Below are 16,798 nucleotides of genomic sequence, written 5' to 3'. Positions count from 1 at the left end.
AACAAACAAAATCAATTGCTTACCATATCAATTCAGATTACCCCGGCTCGCGAAAACGCCCGCCTATACCCCCTCTCCCCGAACCACCGCGCCCCCAGTCCCCAGTCCCCCTGCCTGCAAGTAGAAACATCGTACGCACAGGGGTAACGATCAACAGCAGCTGCTCCCCAGCCATGGCTAACGCTTTCATGGCCATTTACTTGATAGATTCGATCCCGATCCTTACGAGGGTAAAGCACAATAAGCAACACCCATCGAAAACCCAATCACACAGCATTCCAGCTGGCATTCCAAACAAGCCTTCCGATCAAAAACCGATCAACAAGAATCATTAGACCTGTCAGCACCTTGCACTCACACAGTACTCATACAAATTTTTATTACTATTTCGCTTCCTCACTACCCTGCTGCCAACATCTGTAAACCCTAGGGAAATCAGCGATTTCTCCATAAGCATTTCCGCCTCAACCAAATTACCATAAAACGAGGAATTGCCTACGATATAGTCTAACTTCGCCCCCGACCGCAAAATATTCTTGAGCCCCGAGAAATGCAGATGCATATCCGCAAAGTACTTGAAAACATACTGCGCCATCAGGTCTGAATTCTTATCTCCAGACGCAGCTATCCTGGAAACAATCTCAGTGAGTTGACCAGGAAGACCAGCAACTTCATTCTTCCAGGTTTTTAGTTTGCTTGTTGCGCTACCCCAGGTACCACCGATTGCAGTCCAGTCCAGATCACCTGCTTCCTTGGCATCTTCCAAAAACCCAGTCCAATACATATAGGGACGAAGCTCCCTGATATAGGTCATTCGATTTGGGTAGGGCGGCGATGTCACCACATGATCATAGAGAGAATCTTCCTGGCTGACTGGATTCCGGGAGTCGCACAAAAATATCTTTGACGACCCAACCAACTCGGCCTGCGCGCTTACTATTACATTGTCAAGTATCGCCGAGAAAATTGACTCGATCTGACTGATTTCGTATCGAGTCACCCCGCCTTTGAATGACATGCTCACGTGGTTGAATGCGGCTGAAGACGTTTCAATGATCAGTCTTGAAAACGCGACCCAAAGTAGATTTTCTGGCCCCGTTCCATCAGGTTTTCCACAATGCAGCAAAATAGCGGCATGCAGTGCCGAGATCAAGGGCAGCGTATGACCGCACCACCACCGCTCTATATTAAAGATGTCAGGCTGCCAATTCTTTTCCAGAACAAGCTGCTTGTAGTCCTCAAGAACACGTGGAACGACACGTTGCTGAAGCTCGTGAATCTGGGCAGCCGTGTAAACGGTACATTTGAGATTACCCAGCCAAATCAGAAACGGGTTGATGTCGAACAAGTGCGCATCGAAGCCCAACTCCGCCGCCACGACACCTGTAGTCGCAGTTCCAGAAAAAGGATCCAGTATTTTCGATCCTCGAGCGGTTTCCGAGACCAGTTCCTCGACCAGCTTTACCGAGTACGCAGGCGTCAAGCGCAGCCATCCGTGCCGGCCTAGCTTGGAGTTATATTTGAAAGTGTAATCCGACCGGGTAGGGGTAGGCATGTTCATTCCGGCCTCAGCAGCGCATCCAAAACAATGTTCATTTCTTGCTTGATAACGGCCGAGTTCCTTGCAAAAAAACCAGCTATGTCGTAGCCCAGCACATTTTCAACAAATGCAAACAAAGAAATCAGATCATCACCCAACCCGTTGCCAATCAGCACTCCGGCCCGGCTATTCATGTACCTGTTCATATTGTCTGCATCGATCTGGGCAGAAAATATGGCGAATATCGGCAAATAGCCTTTAGCCCAGGCGGAAGAGGCATTTTCGATATCTGCGTTTTGACGCTTGCTATCTTTGCTTTTGTAACCTTGCCTGACCTCAAATACGACTCCATTCGTTGGAACCTCGGCGTCAATCTTGGCGCAGTAACGACGAACCCAGTCGTTAAGAGCCTCGATCACGGATGGCGTCGTAATCTTGGAAAACTCCAGCCTGCCGTCAAGCGTCAAAACCCTTTTTTCCTGCTTGGGCTTGCCACTCCTGATTACATTCTTGGTAGTTTCGTAGGACCAGGCTGCATAGACAGGAGACTCATACCCAACAGTATCCAGAATTATCTTCCTGAAGAGCCGCTCGCAACCAATCCCGATCTGGCGATAGACGGAAGTCATCCCACCCGCCGCTTTGTGCGCGGCATACATCAGCTCAGAATCCAGTCCAATCCAGGAATAGAACTGATCAGCACCATAAAGGGATTTAAACCCATCAAGACTTACACTATTCTCTTTTCCGCTTTGCCCAAACTTTGGCTTATACAGCTTGCACGTTCTGATCGGACTCAAAAAGATCTCTAGATTATCAGCGTCCGACATTGACCTGCTCCTCAAAAAAATGCGGCAACGATAACACAAAACTCCAGGTGAGGTGCCCACTTCAACAGCGCCCTGGCAGGTCTGTTCGATAAGATCAGCGACAAGCTATCTATAAGGGGAATCGTTCACGACCCAACCTCTAATTCGATCACGGAAAATCCGGGAGACTATTATGTGAGGGCGCGCTGAATAAGCCCCCTAGAGATCCGCCCCCTGACCAGCACGGTGTCATACGCCTTCGACACGGACCTGGGTGGGATCATCGGACCAACGCTGTTCGGTGCACGGGATGCCGAGCCCCTCGCCACAACTCATCGACTGGACCGCCACGAGATCCACAACTGGCATGAATTTCTCATGACGGAATAAATTCCACCAGAATAGGTAGTCAACTACCCACTTTCCCCACCCAACAACGACGTCAGGGGGTCCCATGAGCTGTCTGATCTGCGCCGGAAGCGCCGAATCCATCGAATGTTCCCCTGGCTGGGAAGAGCGCCGCTGCCCGAAATGCGGGTGTTACCGGATGTCCCAATCATTGGTACTGCTGATGATGGACGAAGGGCAGATATTCGATTCCACGAAAATGCGCGAATGGCTGCAAGTTCGTCGTTATTCGGTTCCGGTGCCTTCCATCGATATGAACCAGGCGATCATCGTCCGCTAATCCGCACGTTAATCCGACCTCATGGCTTGCAGATGGCCAGTCGACTGTATCGACTGGCCACACCTCCTACAACAATCCGGCACATATCTCTTCGAGCAGGTGCCAATGCCCCCGGCTCAAGTACCCGGGATGATAAGTCCGCCAAGTCTTCGCCGGCAGCGCAGCATGGGTCAGTTTCGAGAAACGCCGCTGCTGGTGCTCTCCAACTGCCTCCCACTCAAGCCCGGCAAATTCCAGCTCCAGATAACGGTCGTAATCCGGCCCCGTGAAGAAGATCACCGTATCCGGCTTGAGGATCTCGATCTCCCTGGTCAGCAGCCCCGCGGAAATCCGCCAGACACTGTCGGCCTCCTCCCAGGTGCCGTTCTTGACAATGCTCTTCTCGTCGACGGCGGTCTTGAACAGGTTGGTGTACAGCACCTGGGTGTCGAAACCGGTCTCCTCCTCCCCTGTCGCCTGCCTGACCCGACGGTGCGCGCGCCAGAACGGGCTGTTGAAGTTGCCCGGCTGATACCGCGCGAACTCGAAGGCGCGGTAGCCATGCATCATCGCTTCGACGCTGGCGGGTTGCGCAAGAAACTCCTCCAGACGGGTGATCGGCGCGTAGGGCCAGTCGTAGTAGTCACCCGGCTGGAAATCCCAGCCGAGGGTTTCCTGACCAACGATCAGCACCCGCTGCCCCGCGCTCGTCCAGCCTTGCGGGACATCCATGAGGATCAGCGGTTCGATCTTGCCGGAGGGCAGGTCCTGCAAGCCCTGAATGCTGGTCTTGTGCTGCTCGTACAGCGCCCGCAGTTGCTCACGCGGTTTCAGCGTGCGCCATTGCGCAAGAGCGTGGTCTCGCTGGATGGCCCCCGCGGCCTCGAGACGGCCCACCACCTCCGTCGCCCGTTGATGACCGAAACCGGTGATGCGCTGCACCATCGCCACGCCAAAGCTTCCGTGCTGCTCGAGACGCGCCAGCAGTTCCAGGTCTTCCATCGAGTCGTTCCTTCCATAAGGGGATATTTGGGCGGCGGGGATTATCCCGGTAGCGCGACGCTCTTCGCCAGCCCGCAGGCGGTCGATGGCGCTCACCGCCTGGGCCATGCGTTGCGCGGCAACCGGGTTGGCCGAGTGGATGAGGAGGGTGGGCGGCTGGAAGCCATGCAGCGCAACCGCCCGCTCGATCCACAGCAGTACGTCGTAGCCGGTGCCGCGGCTGTCGTCGCCCAGGTCGTGATCGAGGCTCAAGGCTGAGACCCGACCACTTTCGAGGAGTCCGATGACCTCGTCCGGCCAGTACACCCGGGTCCAGCCCGGGGGCGCGGGGCGCAGGTCATCCAGAAAGACTTTCATTGCAGATCCACCTTTTTCGGTTTGGGAATGGGTGGAAACCCTTTGAGGGGTCGATTTGCGTCAGGAATGTGAATTTTTTTTCGCAACACCCGGTTTGGCCGGACACCAGGGGCTGATCTGACGACGGCGGAATTCCCCTCGCCCCTTCTCCGAAACCACTGACGCTCGCGTCAGAAGCATCTGATGTTTTTCCAAGGTTCAAACCTTCAGGGTTGCAGGCTTCCAACCGACACGCCTCGCCGCGTTTTCATTCCGAAAAAACAGGCGGTGCTGATGAGCAAGGAGCCACGCCATGCAAAGCGTCACCCCGCGTTTCACCAACCAAGTCTCCGAGGAGGACTGAGCCATGACCCGTTCGACATTCAATGGCCTCCGCCAGGGTCTGCACGGCGACGAAACCACCACCGGCGCTGTCTGCTACAGCAGCCTGCCCAACTCGACCCAGGGCAACCGCGGTGTACTGCGGGTCGGCGACCAGACCAGCAAATGCCCGCGCTGTGGCCAGCAGGGCTCGATCGTCGAGGGTTGGGCAGGGTTCAAGTGGCATGGCGCGCCGACTGCGCTGCATGGTGCTCAGGTGCAATGTGGTTGTCCCGCGGGCAGCAATCGACTTATCGCCCAGGACCCGCCAGCGCGCTCCGCCCGAATGGCCAGTCCGGCTGCCGCGACGCCCACCGCCCGGGCAACCCCACCCGCCTCGCCTGCTCCAGCGGCATCCCCCGTCGCGCCGGTATCGCCGTTCTCGGCGGAACAGGACGATGAGCCCGCCGAACCTGGCTTCTACATCGTGCCGAAGTCCATCTCCCGTCAGCAGTTGGTCGCTGAGCTGTTCGGCGACTCGCCTTCGCCGGAGGTGATGCGCAAGTTCAATGGCCTGAACGGCAGCCTGGGGGATGGCATCGTCAAGGCGGGGCAGTTGGTGGTGCTGGCCGACCCGCGCAATTACATGTGCATGCGCGAAGAAGCGCATTTGATGCAGGCGGCGGAAGAGGTTGGTGTGGCGTTGGCTGATCTGGAGCCGGACGATGCGGACTTCATGGTGAAATATCGAGGGGAGATTGCAGCGGTCCTCGGGGCGACTTCGACATGGGCGGGTGTTACCGCTGCAGTGCTGGAAAAGCACATGAAAGATATCACCGACATCCTGACCGAGATCCAGAAGCTCCATCAGGACACGTACCGCATCTACGGGCACCTGCGCGTACCAGAGTTCTCCGAAAGAAGAAAACTGCTACTTGCCAAACTGGATGCCACGCTCTTCAAGTCCACCCGAGTGCGGAGTTTCACCGCACTGGGCGACCATCCCAAACTGAAAAAATCCTTGAAGATCTCGACAAAAAGCCTGGTACATCAATGGAACAAGGCCGGAGGACCAGGAAAAATACCTGGTTATTCGAATTATATTGATTCCATGACCAAAGCAAAGGACTACATGAGGAACGGTGGCTTTATTGCAATTGGTATTGGCGGAATATCCTCAGCGCTCATCATCAAGGAAGCTTGCATGTCTGAAAAAGAGGGAGAGTGCGCCAGAGTCGCAATGAAAGAGGGGCCCAAGTTTCTGCTTTCGGCCGCGCTGGGCTACTACTCAGGGAAACTCGCATCTGGTGTGAGTATCTGTTTAGGCCGTAATAACAAGCCATCTGTCACAGGGTATGCTGTATGCACGATAGCTGTAGCAGGCGGAGCATCGTGGATAGGTGCCAGCGTCGGCGGCGAATCTGGTGAATACATGGGAGAGAGTATCCATGAACACTTTCTCCGTGATTGATATTGACACCTGGAGTTCTGGATGGCGCGTTCTATTCCTGACAGGTGCAATGGTGCCCGCCTTGATAGGCATCGGCGTCACCACCTACATCTACAAAAGGCATATGACCAAGATCCTTGCGGCATTCAGCAATAGCTCCTCCATCCAAACAGCCGCTTCACTTGCCAAGACGCAAGGGCCCGTCGCGAAGGGTTTTTTCATCAACTACATCTATAGCTGCATAAGAAACTCACCCAAACTCATAGCATTGGGCTGGGTATCTGCCGACGACATTAAACAATTTCCAGCCAACATAAAAAGACTACTCTTCATTGACTACATATTAGGATGGACATTTCTCATATGGATAGTAGCCGGATGGATTCTTATATCCATTCGCGGACATAGTGGATTATGACCCAACCTACAACATCAGACTTCTTGTGATAATCCTTATTTTGAAGCTCCTGCTCCCGTGAAGCGTTTGCTGCCGAGAAGACTAGCCAGAACGTCTCTCGGCAGCACGCACGTAGGCAAGATAAACGAGTGAACAATATGAAGGATGCCATGCTTGACCATCATTTCTACGACTGGCTTTGACATCTGGATCGCGATGGTTCTGCTGACACTGGTGTTTGGCATACCCGTCACATTCGTCATCGCACTGTCTCATCGTATATACATTACGAGAAAGTACCTAAACGATATGATGGCAGCCATCAAAAGCAGCCCAGACCTGACCATGACTATGGAACGCTACGCATCTCTGGGACTGTCACGAAGGATACTCATCCCAAGCCTGCTACATGGCGCAGTATTCCAAACCAGATTTATCTCTGCAGGACTCGTGTCTCGTAGCGATGCTGAAAATTTTCCCAAGCATTTAAAGAAGACACTCAGAAGGGACAACATCATCCAGAACATCGGGATTATTTGGTTCCTGGTGACATTTCTTATACTTTTGATCAGAAAATACCTAAATTAGCCTATCGCACTCTAGCGACATTTAAGAACAGGACGAGGCGTACATGACCACTTTCTCCGTGATTGCCTTGGGCTCGATCCTTCCACTCACCCCCGGCCCCGCAAGCTGACCTACACCACCTTCAACGCCCCACCACGCCCTCCCCTCACCCCAGCGACTCGACAATCAACTGCGCATCACTACCAACCGCCTCCGCGGTGATGTACTCGCGAATCAGCAAGCGATTCGCCGCGCTGACCGACGCCCAGTTGCCCTGCCACAACTTGTACGCCTGCCAGGAGTAGCCCAGCCGTTTCTCCTTGCTCATGGTCGCCATCGAGCGCCGCACCGCCTTGAGGTACACCTCCCTGATCGAGGTGTTGCCCACTTCGAACAACGACCCCAGGTGGATCAGCCAGTTGGCCAGGTGCTCGTACTGCTCCCACGCCCCGGGAGCCAGGGTGAACTGGCGCTTGCGTTCGAGAAAATCGCCGATCACCGCGACGACCTTCGGGCTCTTCAGGCTGAAGCCCTTGGCCGACAGCGAGGCGATGACCTGGAAGAAGGAATCCTCCAGCTTGATGAACGACTCGACGAACTCATGGCCGTTGTTCATCACGTTGACGATCGACTCCAGCGACTCCTCCACCACCTGCGCAACCCGCTCCACCTGCCCATTGAGGCGGGTGAAGAACTGGTCGACTTCCATCCCGTCGATCACGCGAATGCCAAAGCTGTGGAAGTAGAAGTCCTTGATCACCTGGTCCACCGGCTTTCTCGAGACGAAGAACAGGTTGGAGCCGATGACATGGTTGTTGGCGAAGGTCTTGTAGTCGCTGATGATGCGCTTGAGGTTGGTGTCCGCCAGCGAGTAGCCGAGGATGACCACGGTGTTCTCGTGAAGGATGGTGCTCAACTTGCGCGAGAAGTAGGAGTCGCTGTTCATGAAGCGGAAATAGTCGTCGGAGGTGACCACCAGGTTTTCCGGCGAGTCCACCGAACCATGCACGTGATACACCTTGACCTTGGCCGAAGAACGCGGAATCGGCATGCCCGGGGCGATGCTCTGGACCCGCTCGGCGCCGGCCAGTTGCTCGGACAACTTGTCGTAGTTGGTGGTGATCACCCGGAACGCATGAGTGGCATAGAAGGCTTCGACCGCCGCCACATCGCCCTTGATCTGCAGGGGCTGGATCAGGTCCTTGATGCAGTCGTTGATGTGCAGGCCGACCCGGGTGAGGCGCAAGGCGATGACCTGCGCCGCCTCTTCCAGGCTCAGCGGCGGCACGCCGGCCGCGGGAAACAGCGACGCGCGCAAGGCGGCGCCGTCCGGCAGGCAATCGCAGACCTGCTCCAGCAGGCTCTGCCAGCCCGGCGCGTCGTTCGCCGACACGGCCTTGGAGAAGCCGGTCCCGGTGAACAGGCACAGACGCTGGGTCGCGGCTGCATAAGCGATTTCGAACAGGCTGCTGCTCACGTTCAACTCCTGTAGTGCCTTACCCGCCCAGACGTCCTTGCCGATAGCGCAAAGCCATCCCCGCACGCTGCGCCCGAGCATGCCAGCAGCCCGCGCTCGCAAGCAAGCGACACCCGGCGCGTGGTCGGAGCGGATGTTCCGCAACGGCAGATTTGCGAACGATTCTTAATCACTATACTCTTCGCGTTTTCGCCGCCGCCCTTCCCTTCCGGCTTTCACACATGTGAGGTTCGCCTTGGCTGACGATCTCGACCGCCTGTTTCGTCTCTACCACCGCGACCTGCAGAACATCGCCTACCGCCGTCTGGGCGATCGCGAGCTGGCGGCGGACCTCACCCAGGACACCTTCGTGCGCTACGCCGGCCTCGGTCGGGAACAGCGCAGCGAGGGCATTCTCAACCCACGCTTCTTCCTGATGCGGGTCCTCGGCAACCTGATCATCGACCTCGCCCGCGGGCGCAAGCGCCAGGGCACGCACAGCGCGCTGGCGGACGTGCAGGACGAGTTGCTCGACCCCCGCCCCGGCCCCGAGCGCCTGTTCGAACTGCGCCAGCAACTGCAGCGCCTGCACCTGGCCCTGGGCGAGCTGCCGCACAACTGCCGCCGCGCACTGCTGCTCAACCGTGTCGAAGGCCTCAGTCACCAGGCCATCGCCGAACGCCTGGACGTATCGCCCAGCATGGTCAGCAAGTACATCATGCGTGCCCTGCGCCACTGCGCGCGGCGTCTCGACCTGCTGGAGGACTGAAGGATGGCGACGATCCCCGTGGAAGCACTCGACCGCCCCCTGCCCGGCCTCACCGACGAAGCCCTGCAATGGCTGGTCGACCTGCACAGCGGCACGGCCGGCGACAGCGAGTGGGACGCCTACCAGCGCTGGTGCGAGCGCTCCCCTGCACATCAGCGCGCGGCGCTGGCCGCCGAGAGCCTGTGGGAACGGCTCGGCAGCGCCTTGCAGCGGCCGCCGACGAAACGTCGCAGCACACCGCTACTCGGCCTGCTGCTGGCCCTGGGACTGGCCGGCGGTGCCACCTGGCAAGCCCGCGAGGACGGCTGGCTGGCCGACCAGCGCACCGGCGCCGGCGAGCGCCGCGAGCTGCGTCTGAGCGACGGATCGCAACTGGTGCTGGCACCGCACACCCGCGTCGATGTGAGCATCGATGGCAACCGCCGCACCCTGCACCTGTATGCCGGCGAGCTGTTCGTCCAGGTCGCCGCGGATGCTTCGCGGCCCTTCGAGGTGCAGGCGGCGAACGCCACCCTGCGCGCCCTCGGCACCGGCTTCGATGTGCGCCGTGACGGCGCGCGGGTACGCCTGGTGGTCACCGAGCACAGCGTCGGCGTCCGCCGCGCGGGTGACACGCAGCAGACCGTGGTCAAGGAGGGCCAGAGCATCACCTTCGACGCCGACAGCCTCTCGCCCCCCCGCAACGTCGACAGCGCCAGCCTCACCGCCTGGCGCCGCGACCGCCTGATCTTCGACCGCCAGCCCCTGGGCGAGGTGCTCGACGAACTGTCGCGCTACCACCGCGGCCTGCTCTGGGTGCGCGATCCAGCCTTGCGCCAGTTGCCGGTCACCGGCCTGTTCGACACCCGCGACCTGGAGGCGCAACTGGCGCTGCTGCAACAGTCGCTGCCGATCCGCATTCGCAAGCTGCCGTGGTTGACCGTGGTCGAGCGCGACGAGCAGCACGGCGGCGACTGAAGCGAAAATTTTTCAGGTGTCGCTGTCAGGTTTCCAGCGTCCAGCGTCTTTCCCGTTTGAGAGTGATTTTTAATCAGCTGATTTCAGCGGGGAGAACCATGCAGCAATCCTTCAAGCGCGCCGCCCTCGGCCTGGCCATAAGCACCGCCTGCGGCCTGGCATTCGTCAGCAGTACCCAGGCCCTGGCCGCGGAGTCGGCGCAGCGCGCGACACGCGCCTTCGCCATCCCGGCGGGCCCGGTGGGCACCGCCCTGACCCGCTTCAGCGACCAGAGCGGCCTGCGCCTGGTGGTCGACAGCGAATTGCTGGCCGGGCGCAGCAGCCCGGGCCTGAACGGTCATTTCAGTGTCGCCGAGGGCGTGCAGCGCCTGCTGGCCGGCAGCGGCCTGCGCGCGGCGCTGAGCGGCGACACCCTGCTGATCGAGGCCGTGATCGACGCCGGGCAAGCCATGGAACTGGGCCTGACGCGGATCAGCTCCGAGCAGTTGGGCACCACCACCGAGGGCAGTGGCTCCTACACCACCGGCGCGGTCACCCTGGGCAAGAGCGCGCAGAAGCTCAAGGACATCCCGCAATCGGTCAGCGTGCTGACGCGCCAGCGCATGAACGACCAGAACATCGTCAGCCTCACCCAGGCCCTGGAAAACACCACCGGCCTCAGCGCGATCAAGTCGCCGGGCTCCGGCCTGTTCATCTTCTCCCGCGGCTTCGACATCGAGAGCATCCAGTACGACGGCGTGCCGGTGCCGCGCAACGTCTACTCGCTGGGCAGCTACATCAGCGAGAACATGTCGATCTACGACCGCATGGAAGTCATGCGCGGCGCCGCCGCCCTGCTGCAGGGCGCCAACAGCCCCGGCGGCGCCATCAACATGGTGCGCAAGCGGCCGCAGGCCGAACCGAGCGTGACCCTGACCACCAAGGCCGGCAGCTGGGACCGCTACGGCCTGCAGCTGGACGCCGGCAACGCGCTCAACGCCGAAGGCACGGTGCGCGGTCGCATGGTGGTGGATTACCAGAAAGGCAACTCCTTCACCGACTCGCTGTGGAACTGGGAACAGACCGTCTATGGCGCGCTGGACTTCGACCTGAGCGAGGACACCACCCTGGGCGTCGGCGTGAGCAACAAGAAGACCCACTACCAGCCCCACATGATCGCCCTGCCGCGCAACCGCGACGGCAGCCGCCTCGACGTCGGCCGCTCGACCTACATCGGCGCCGACTGGAACCGCGCCAGCAGCGACCAGACCAGCGTCTACCTCGACCTCGAACACCGCTTCAATGACGCCTGGCGCTTCAAGGCCTCGGCCCTGGGCATGCGCGAGTCCAACGAAGCGGTGTACCAGTTCATCACCGGCGCCATCGGCAGCGGCCCCGCGCCGATCTACGCCGACTACGGCACCGACTTCAGCAACCACAACCTCGGCCTGGACCTGTACGTCGATGGCCAGTTCGAGGGCCTGGGCTTCAAGCAGAGCCTGGTGCTGGGCGCCAACTACTCGAAGTTCACCACCGACGACGCCTACGCCCGCGCCTTCACCCCGGGCGTGGACATCAACCACATCAACCACGATCGTCCGTACCAGACCTTCGACATCATCGCCAACCGCGCCAACCTCACTGAAAGCCAGTACGACGTGCGCCAGAAAGGCATCTACGGCAGCTACCGGATCAACCTGCTCGATCCGCTGACCCTGGTCCTGGGCGGCCGGGTGAGCTGGTATGAAATGAGCTACGACGCCGACAACTACCTGCGCCGCGAAGCCAACGGCGACCCGGTCCATTCGCCGGCGCAGAGCAACGGCAAGGCCACGCCCTTCGTCGGCCTGGTGTATGCGCTGAACGAGCAGTGGTCGGCCTATGCCAGCTACGCCGACGTGTTCATCCCGCAGAGCGAGCGCGGTCTCAACCAGGCGCCGCTCAAGCCCATCACCGGGAGCAACTACGAACTCGGGATCAAGGGCGAGCTGCTCGACGGGCGCCTGAACACCTCGCTGGCGGTGTTCCGCTACCTGCATGAAAACCGCGCGGTGTCCGACCTCGACGGCGGCTTCGCCTGCGATGGCTGGTACTGCTCGGTGGCCAGCGGCAAGGTGCGCAGCCAGGGCATCGAACTGGAGCTCAACGGCGAAGTACTGCCGGGCCTGCAGGTGTCCAGCGGCTACACCTACAACACCACGCGCTTCATGGACGACCCGGAACTCAAGGGCAAGGTGTTCAGCACCCTCACGCCCAAGCACATGCTGCGGGTGTGGGCCGACTATCGCCTGCCGGGTGAGCTGGAAAAGGTCAGCGTCGGCGCCGGCGTCAACAGCCAGAGCAGCACCCTGGGCTTCGACCGCGCCTATGAAGCCAGCGGCTTCTCGATCTGGAGCGCGCGGGTGGCCTACAAGGTCAGCGACCAGGTCAGCGTTGCGGCCAACCTCAACAACCTGTTCGACAAGGACTACGTGATTCCGTCCTATGGCACGCTGACCGGCAACAACTACTTCGGCGATCCGCGCAACGTGATGTTCACCCTGACCTACACCCCGACCTTCTGAGGCGCCGCTGCGCGCCATGGACACGATGGCGGCCAGCCCGTAAGGTGGCGGCCGTCGTGCAACCCACCGGGCAGAGAACCATGAATCGCCGCAAGAAGATCAACCAGTTGCTCAAGGCCCACGCCAAGAAAGCCAGTGCCAAGCTGGCGCCGAAGAGCAAGCCGAAATACATCAGCAAGGCCGACCGGGCAAAGCTGGCGGCCGAGGCCGCGTCCCTCCCCGATCCGACCACGCCGGTTGCGGACGCCGCACAGGCGGGGGCTTCTCCTCAGGACTGAACAGCGAGCGCTGGGTGCCGGTCAGATCGCCTTGTCGCGACAATGCAGCAAGGCATCGCGAATCATCGTGCTCACCAGCGCCGGCATTGGTTGCCAGTACGGGCAGCAGCGCACCTTCTACGGCAGCGTGACCTACAACTGGTAAGCCAGCAGGCCGGGGGCGGCGCCGCCCGCCCCCGGCCACATCCATTGCGACACCCACCATCCTGAACGAGACACGCACCTTGCCGAGCGCGGGGGCGGCATTACATCGTGCGCAGAACCCGCAGGCCAGACGACCCCGCGTCACCTTCCACGGCCCATCCTTTCTGTCCGCAGCACGATCCAGGAGAGCACCGGTCATGAACGACCCGATCAACGTATCGCCCGCGACATTGCGCAAGGTGACCGCGGCGGCGGCCGTGGGCAACTTCGTCGAATGGTTCGACTTCGCCGTCTACGGTTTTCTCGCCACCATCATCGCCCGGCAGTTCTTCGCCAGCGACGACGCCAACGCCGCCTTGCTGCAGACCTTCGCGGTCTTCGCCGTGGCCTTCGCCCTGCGTCCGCTGGGCGGCATCGTGTTCGGCGCGCTGGGCGACCGCCTCGGCCGCAAGCGCGTGCTCTCGGCGACCGTGTTGATGATGGCCGGCGCCACCACCGTGATCGGCCTGCTGCCGACCTACGCCAGCATCGGCCTGCTGGCGCCCGTGCTGCTCACCCTGACCCGCTGTGTCCAGGGCTTTTCCGCGGGCGGCGAGTACGCCGGGGCCTGCGCCTACCTGATGGAACATGCACCGAATCACCGGCGGGCCTGGTATGGCAGTTTTCTTCCGGTATCGACCTTCTCCGCGTTCGCCAGCGCCGCGGTGATCGCCTACCTGCTCGACGCCAGCCTGAGCCCCGAGGCGATGGCCGAATGGGGCTGGCGCGTGCCGTTCCTGGTGGCGGCGCCGCTGGGTGTGGTCGGCCTCTACCTGCGCTGGCGCATGGAGGAAACCCCGGCGTTCCGCCTGGCCATGGCCGAACAGAAAGAGCACGCCCACTCGCCGCTGCGGGAAACCCTGACGCAGCAGAAAGGCGCGATGCTGCGCCTGGGCGCGTTCATTTCCCTGACGGCGCTGTCGTTCTATATGTTCACCACCTACTTCGCCACCTACCTGCAGGTGGTCGGCCACCTGAGCCGGGCGCAGTCGCTGATGGTGTCGACCATCGCCCTGCTGTTCGCCGCCGGCGCCTGCCCGGCGGCGGGCGCCTTCGCCGACCGCTTCGGCCGGCGCCGGACCATCGGCGTGACCTGCCTGTGGGTGATCGTCATGGTGTTCCCGGCCTACTGGCTGGCCAGTTCCGGCAGCGTGGCGGCGGCGGTCGTCGGGGTCATGCTGCTGGCCGTGGGCGCGGTCATGTCCGGGGTGGTCACCGCCGCCCTGCTCTCGGAAACCTTCCCCACCCGCACCCGCTATACCGCCTCGGCGATGACCTACAACGTCGCCTACACGCTGTTCGGCGGCACCGCGCCGCTGATGGCGACCTGGCTGATCGGCCTCAGCGGCAGCAGCCTGGCGCCGGCCTTCTATCTGGTGGTCATCGCCCTGCTGGCGTTGCTCGGCGGGCTGGCGCTGCCGGAGACGTACCGGATTTCGCTGCACGACGAACCTGTCGCGGTGCCGGGCGAGGGACTCGGGGGCGCGCGCAACAGCGTCTGAACAACGGGCAGCACCGTCATTCGAATATGTTGCGGGTACCGGGAAAGGTGTGATGCGGTCCGCTGCCGCGAAACAGCGCGGACTCACCGGGGTTGAAGCCTTCGATGAAGACATCCCGGCCTGCCGGTTCGGCCGCGTCGACGAATATCCGCCGGCGCAGCTCGGGATCGCGCATGCGGGCAGCCGCCGTCGCCGCGGCGGACCAGTATCCGCTGACCCCGGCCGTCTGACGAAACTGCTCGATGACCACCGCTTGCAATCCGTATGAAAACGACCTCAGCACCCGTTTGGCCAATGCCTCGGCCTCGAGCCAGATGCGGGTCCGCTGCTCCATTCGCCGGTCCTCCAGCGAGAGGTGGTCCTGCCATGGAATGCGCAGGGTCTGCGTCTCGTCGTCGTAGTAGCGGGTATTGAGCTTGAAGTAGTCGATCGTCGCCAGCGCAGGGGCGCTGCGACCGATGATCAGCACGCTGGGAACGAGCTGATGCGTCACCGGCCGCGCGTCGTCATCCAGCAGCGTGCGCAGCAGCGGCTGCAGCGAATAGTGCAGCTGGCTTTCCCCGCGCAGGTCGAACACGTTCTCCTCCGTCGGCAACAGCAGCGTACCCGGATCGATCGCGCTGGACGCCTGCTGCGCCTGGTGGCAGTTGTGGTCCAGCAGGTAGAGATGCGGCCAGTCGTCGACGTCGTACGACTCACGGTCAAGACAGGTACCGGCGCGGGCGTTCCAGACCCAGTGCTGGTCCGGCAAGGGGCGCTCGCAGAACGCGCAGAAATGGCCGAAGGCGCTCATCAGCAGGCTCGCTGCCGTATAGCGCCCCCTGACCTGGTCCGGCAGTGGCGGACGTAGCAACGGTCTCATGAGCAGGCCTCCCTCACGGCAAGTGGGTCGTTTCGGTGTTGGGGTAATACAGCGGGACATTGGTGTCGGCAACCAGACGCGATGCGTAGCTCATCCCGGACGGATCGCGGAAATGCTGCAGGACCGTCAACCACACCGAATAGAATGCCGAGCCCGCGGCCCAGCCCGGAATCGGTTGCCAGAGGAAGTCGAAGGTCTTCTGATCCGTTGCAATGCTGAGCTGGCGACAGGCATCCAGGGCATTGAACCAGGCCCGGGTTCGATTCATCTGACGGCGGTCATAGGTCGCCTTTGCGGGGTTGACCAGGTCCTCGTTGAGCAGCAGCAGGTCGATCATGTCGTCTACCCACGGTTTGAGGAGGACCGCCTCCACCCTGACCGCTACCTGGACATTTTGCAGTATCGCCGTACCGTGCTTGATGTCGGCGAGCACTCGATGATTCGGCACGTCGTAAACAAGGAACTTGTTGGCGAAATCCACGCTGTCGGCCACGGAGACTGGCAGCCACTGGTTCGTCGCGACATCCAGGTAGAAAAGGTGTGCCGGCGCATCCTCCCAGCAGGTAGGGTCCAGGTCCGGCCACAGGTAGCGATGCACACGGATTTCATCATAGAGATCCCGTTCCGTGGGCCTCTTCAATTTGCTCCACTGGATGACGTCCGCACGGGCAGGGCTTTGTCGTTTGGCCTTGTTGCAAGGGCTGCAGGACAGCAGAAAACCCCGCCAGTCGGTGGAGAACAGCGGATACAGCGACTTCGGCACGGTGTGCTCGACTTCGACCTGTGCGGGCAGATCGCTGCCGCAGTAGGAGCAATACGCGCCCAGGTCCTGGACCAGCGGCGCGGCGGCAGTCTTGTAGATCGCCGCGACCCGCCCTTCCAGTGCTGCGACCAGGGTCTTCTGTTCAGCCGCGGTAAGCCTGGTGAAGCGCCTGCCACGGGCGATCCCGAGCAACCAGCGCAGGACTTGCGCAAGCGAGACGGTGTAGTTGCCCACCGGCGGTACGGCCCCGGTCATTTTTCTCAGCAACTGGGCGTTGGCCTTGGCAAAGGTGATGGACGCCGGAGGGGCGTAGAGCGAGTTGCTGGAGGGTTTGTTGACCGGTCGCATCTGTTCGCAGCTCCGCACGATGAAGAAGAGTTCCCTGCCCAGCCGCGG

The 16,798-nt window shown here is 60.8% G+C and carries 15 protein-coding genes; 9 read left to right on the top strand and 6 right to left on the bottom strand.

The genetic code is table 11. The features are described from left to right. Positions 1 to 340 precede the first annotated feature (340 nt). Both RTI28_RS14710 and RTI28_RS14705 read right to left on the bottom strand, forming a co-directional pair. Positions 341 to 1,555, bottom strand: a complete 1,215-nt coding sequence (locus RTI28_RS14710) for a hypothetical protein (RefSeq protein WP_316921103.1) — start codon at positions 1,553 to 1,555, stop codon at positions 341 to 343. A gap of 2 nt (positions 1,556 to 1,557) precedes the next feature. Beyond that, positions 1,558 to 2,370: a hypothetical protein gene (locus RTI28_RS14705; protein WP_316921102.1), complete on the bottom strand. Its 813-nt coding sequence runs from the start codon at positions 2,368 to 2,370 to the stop codon at positions 1,558 to 1,560. Positions 2,371 to 2,803: 433 nt separating this feature from the next. Here RTI28_RS14705 and RTI28_RS14695 point away from each other — a divergent pair, with 433 nt between their 5' ends. Next, a complete protein-coding gene (locus RTI28_RS14695) occupies positions 2,804 to 3,037 on the top strand; it encodes a hypothetical protein (protein WP_141137323.1) in 234 nt (77 codons plus the stop codon). Between the two features lie 66 nt (positions 3,038 to 3,103). Here RTI28_RS14695 and RTI28_RS14690 read toward each other — a convergent pair whose 3' ends face one another. After that, the gene (locus RTI28_RS14690) at positions 3,104 to 4,375 is read right to left on the bottom strand and encodes a cyclic-phosphate processing receiver domain-containing protein (RefSeq protein WP_316921101.1); all 1,272 of its coding nucleotides are present in this window, start codon (positions 4,373 to 4,375) and stop codon (positions 3,104 to 3,106) included. A gap of 346 nt (positions 4,376 to 4,721) precedes the next feature. On the opposite strand from RTI28_RS14690, the gene RTI28_RS14685 reads away from it, so the two are divergent. The 3 genes from RTI28_RS14685 (at position 4,722) to RTI28_RS14675 (ending at position 7,110) form a co-directional block, all read left to right on the top strand. Continuing rightward, positions 4,722 to 6,146: a PAAR domain-containing protein gene (locus tag RTI28_RS14685; protein ID WP_316921100.1), complete on the top strand. Its 1,425-nt coding sequence runs from the start codon at positions 4,722 to 4,724 to the stop codon at positions 6,144 to 6,146. Continuing rightward, positions 6,124 to 6,543: a hypothetical protein gene (locus tag RTI28_RS14680; RefSeq protein ID WP_316921099.1), complete on the top strand. Its 420-nt coding sequence runs from the start codon at positions 6,124 to 6,126 to the stop codon at positions 6,541 to 6,543. The genes RTI28_RS14685 and RTI28_RS14680 overlap by 23 nt, the downstream gene beginning before the upstream one ends. Positions 6,544 to 6,696: 153 nt before the next feature. Then, positions 6,697 to 7,110: a hypothetical protein gene (locus tag RTI28_RS14675; protein ID WP_316921098.1), complete on the top strand. Its 414-nt coding sequence runs from the start codon at positions 6,697 to 6,699 to the stop codon at positions 7,108 to 7,110. Between the two features lie 145 nt (positions 7,111 to 7,255). On the opposite strand, the gene RTI28_RS14670 is transcribed toward RTI28_RS14675, so the two are convergent. Then, positions 7,256 to 8,566 carry an SIR2 family protein gene (locus tag RTI28_RS14670; protein ID WP_316921097.1) on the bottom strand — a complete coding sequence of 437 codons (1,311 nt, stop codon included), beginning with the start codon at positions 8,564 to 8,566 and terminating at the stop codon, positions 7,256 to 7,258. A 235-nt stretch (positions 8,567 to 8,801) separates the two neighbouring features. Between RTI28_RS14670 and RTI28_RS14665 the strand changes: the two genes are divergently transcribed. The 5 genes from RTI28_RS14665 (at position 8,802) to RTI28_RS14645 (ending at position 14,777) form a co-directional block, all read left to right on the top strand. Next, the gene (locus tag RTI28_RS14665; RefSeq protein WP_316921096.1) at positions 8,802 to 9,314 is read left to right on the top strand and encodes an RNA polymerase sigma factor; all 513 of its coding nucleotides are present in this window, start codon (positions 8,802 to 8,804) and stop codon (positions 9,312 to 9,314) included. Between the two features lie 3 nt (positions 9,315 to 9,317). Beyond that, the gene (locus RTI28_RS14660) at positions 9,318 to 10,271 is read left to right on the top strand and encodes a FecR family protein (protein ID WP_316921095.1); all 954 of its coding nucleotides are present in this window, start codon (positions 9,318 to 9,320) and stop codon (positions 10,269 to 10,271) included. A gap of 98 nt (positions 10,272 to 10,369) precedes the next feature. Further along, complete coding sequence (locus RTI28_RS14655) at positions 10,370 to 12,814, top strand: TonB-dependent siderophore receptor (protein ID WP_316921094.1); 2,445 nt, start codon at positions 10,370 to 10,372, stop codon at positions 12,812 to 12,814. Positions 12,815 to 12,894: 80 nt separating this feature from the next. Further along, positions 12,895 to 13,092, top strand: coding sequence for a DUF2986 domain-containing protein (locus RTI28_RS14650; RefSeq protein WP_316921093.1), 198 nt, complete (start codon positions 12,895 to 12,897; stop codon positions 13,090 to 13,092). Positions 13,093 to 13,433: 341 nt separating this feature from the next. Next, positions 13,434 to 14,777 (top strand): MFS transporter, encoded by a 1,344-nt coding sequence (locus RTI28_RS14645; protein ID WP_316921092.1) that lies wholly within the window; start codon positions 13,434 to 13,436, stop codon positions 14,775 to 14,777. A 16-nt stretch (positions 14,778 to 14,793) separates the two neighbouring features. Here RTI28_RS14645 and RTI28_RS14640 read toward each other — a convergent pair whose 3' ends face one another. Beyond that, positions 14,794 to 15,639: a hypothetical protein gene (locus RTI28_RS14640; RefSeq protein WP_316921091.1), complete on the bottom strand. Its 846-nt coding sequence runs from the start codon at positions 15,637 to 15,639 to the stop codon at positions 14,794 to 14,796. A 13-nt stretch (positions 15,640 to 15,652) separates the two neighbouring features. Beyond that, positions 15,653 to 16,750 carry a hypothetical protein gene (locus RTI28_RS14635; protein WP_316921090.1) on the bottom strand — a complete coding sequence of 366 codons (1,098 nt, stop codon included), beginning with the start codon at positions 16,748 to 16,750 and terminating at the stop codon, positions 15,653 to 15,655. Positions 16,751 to 16,798: the final 48 nt, after the last annotated feature.

This window comes from Pseudomonas sp. zfem002 (genome assembly GCF_032621685.1).
Lineage (GTDB): Bacteria > Pseudomonadota > Gammaproteobacteria > Pseudomonadales > Pseudomonadaceae > Aquipseudomonas > Aquipseudomonas japonica.
Note: the sequence above shows the minus strand (reverse complement) of the source record. Positions and strands in the feature narration are given on the sequence as shown.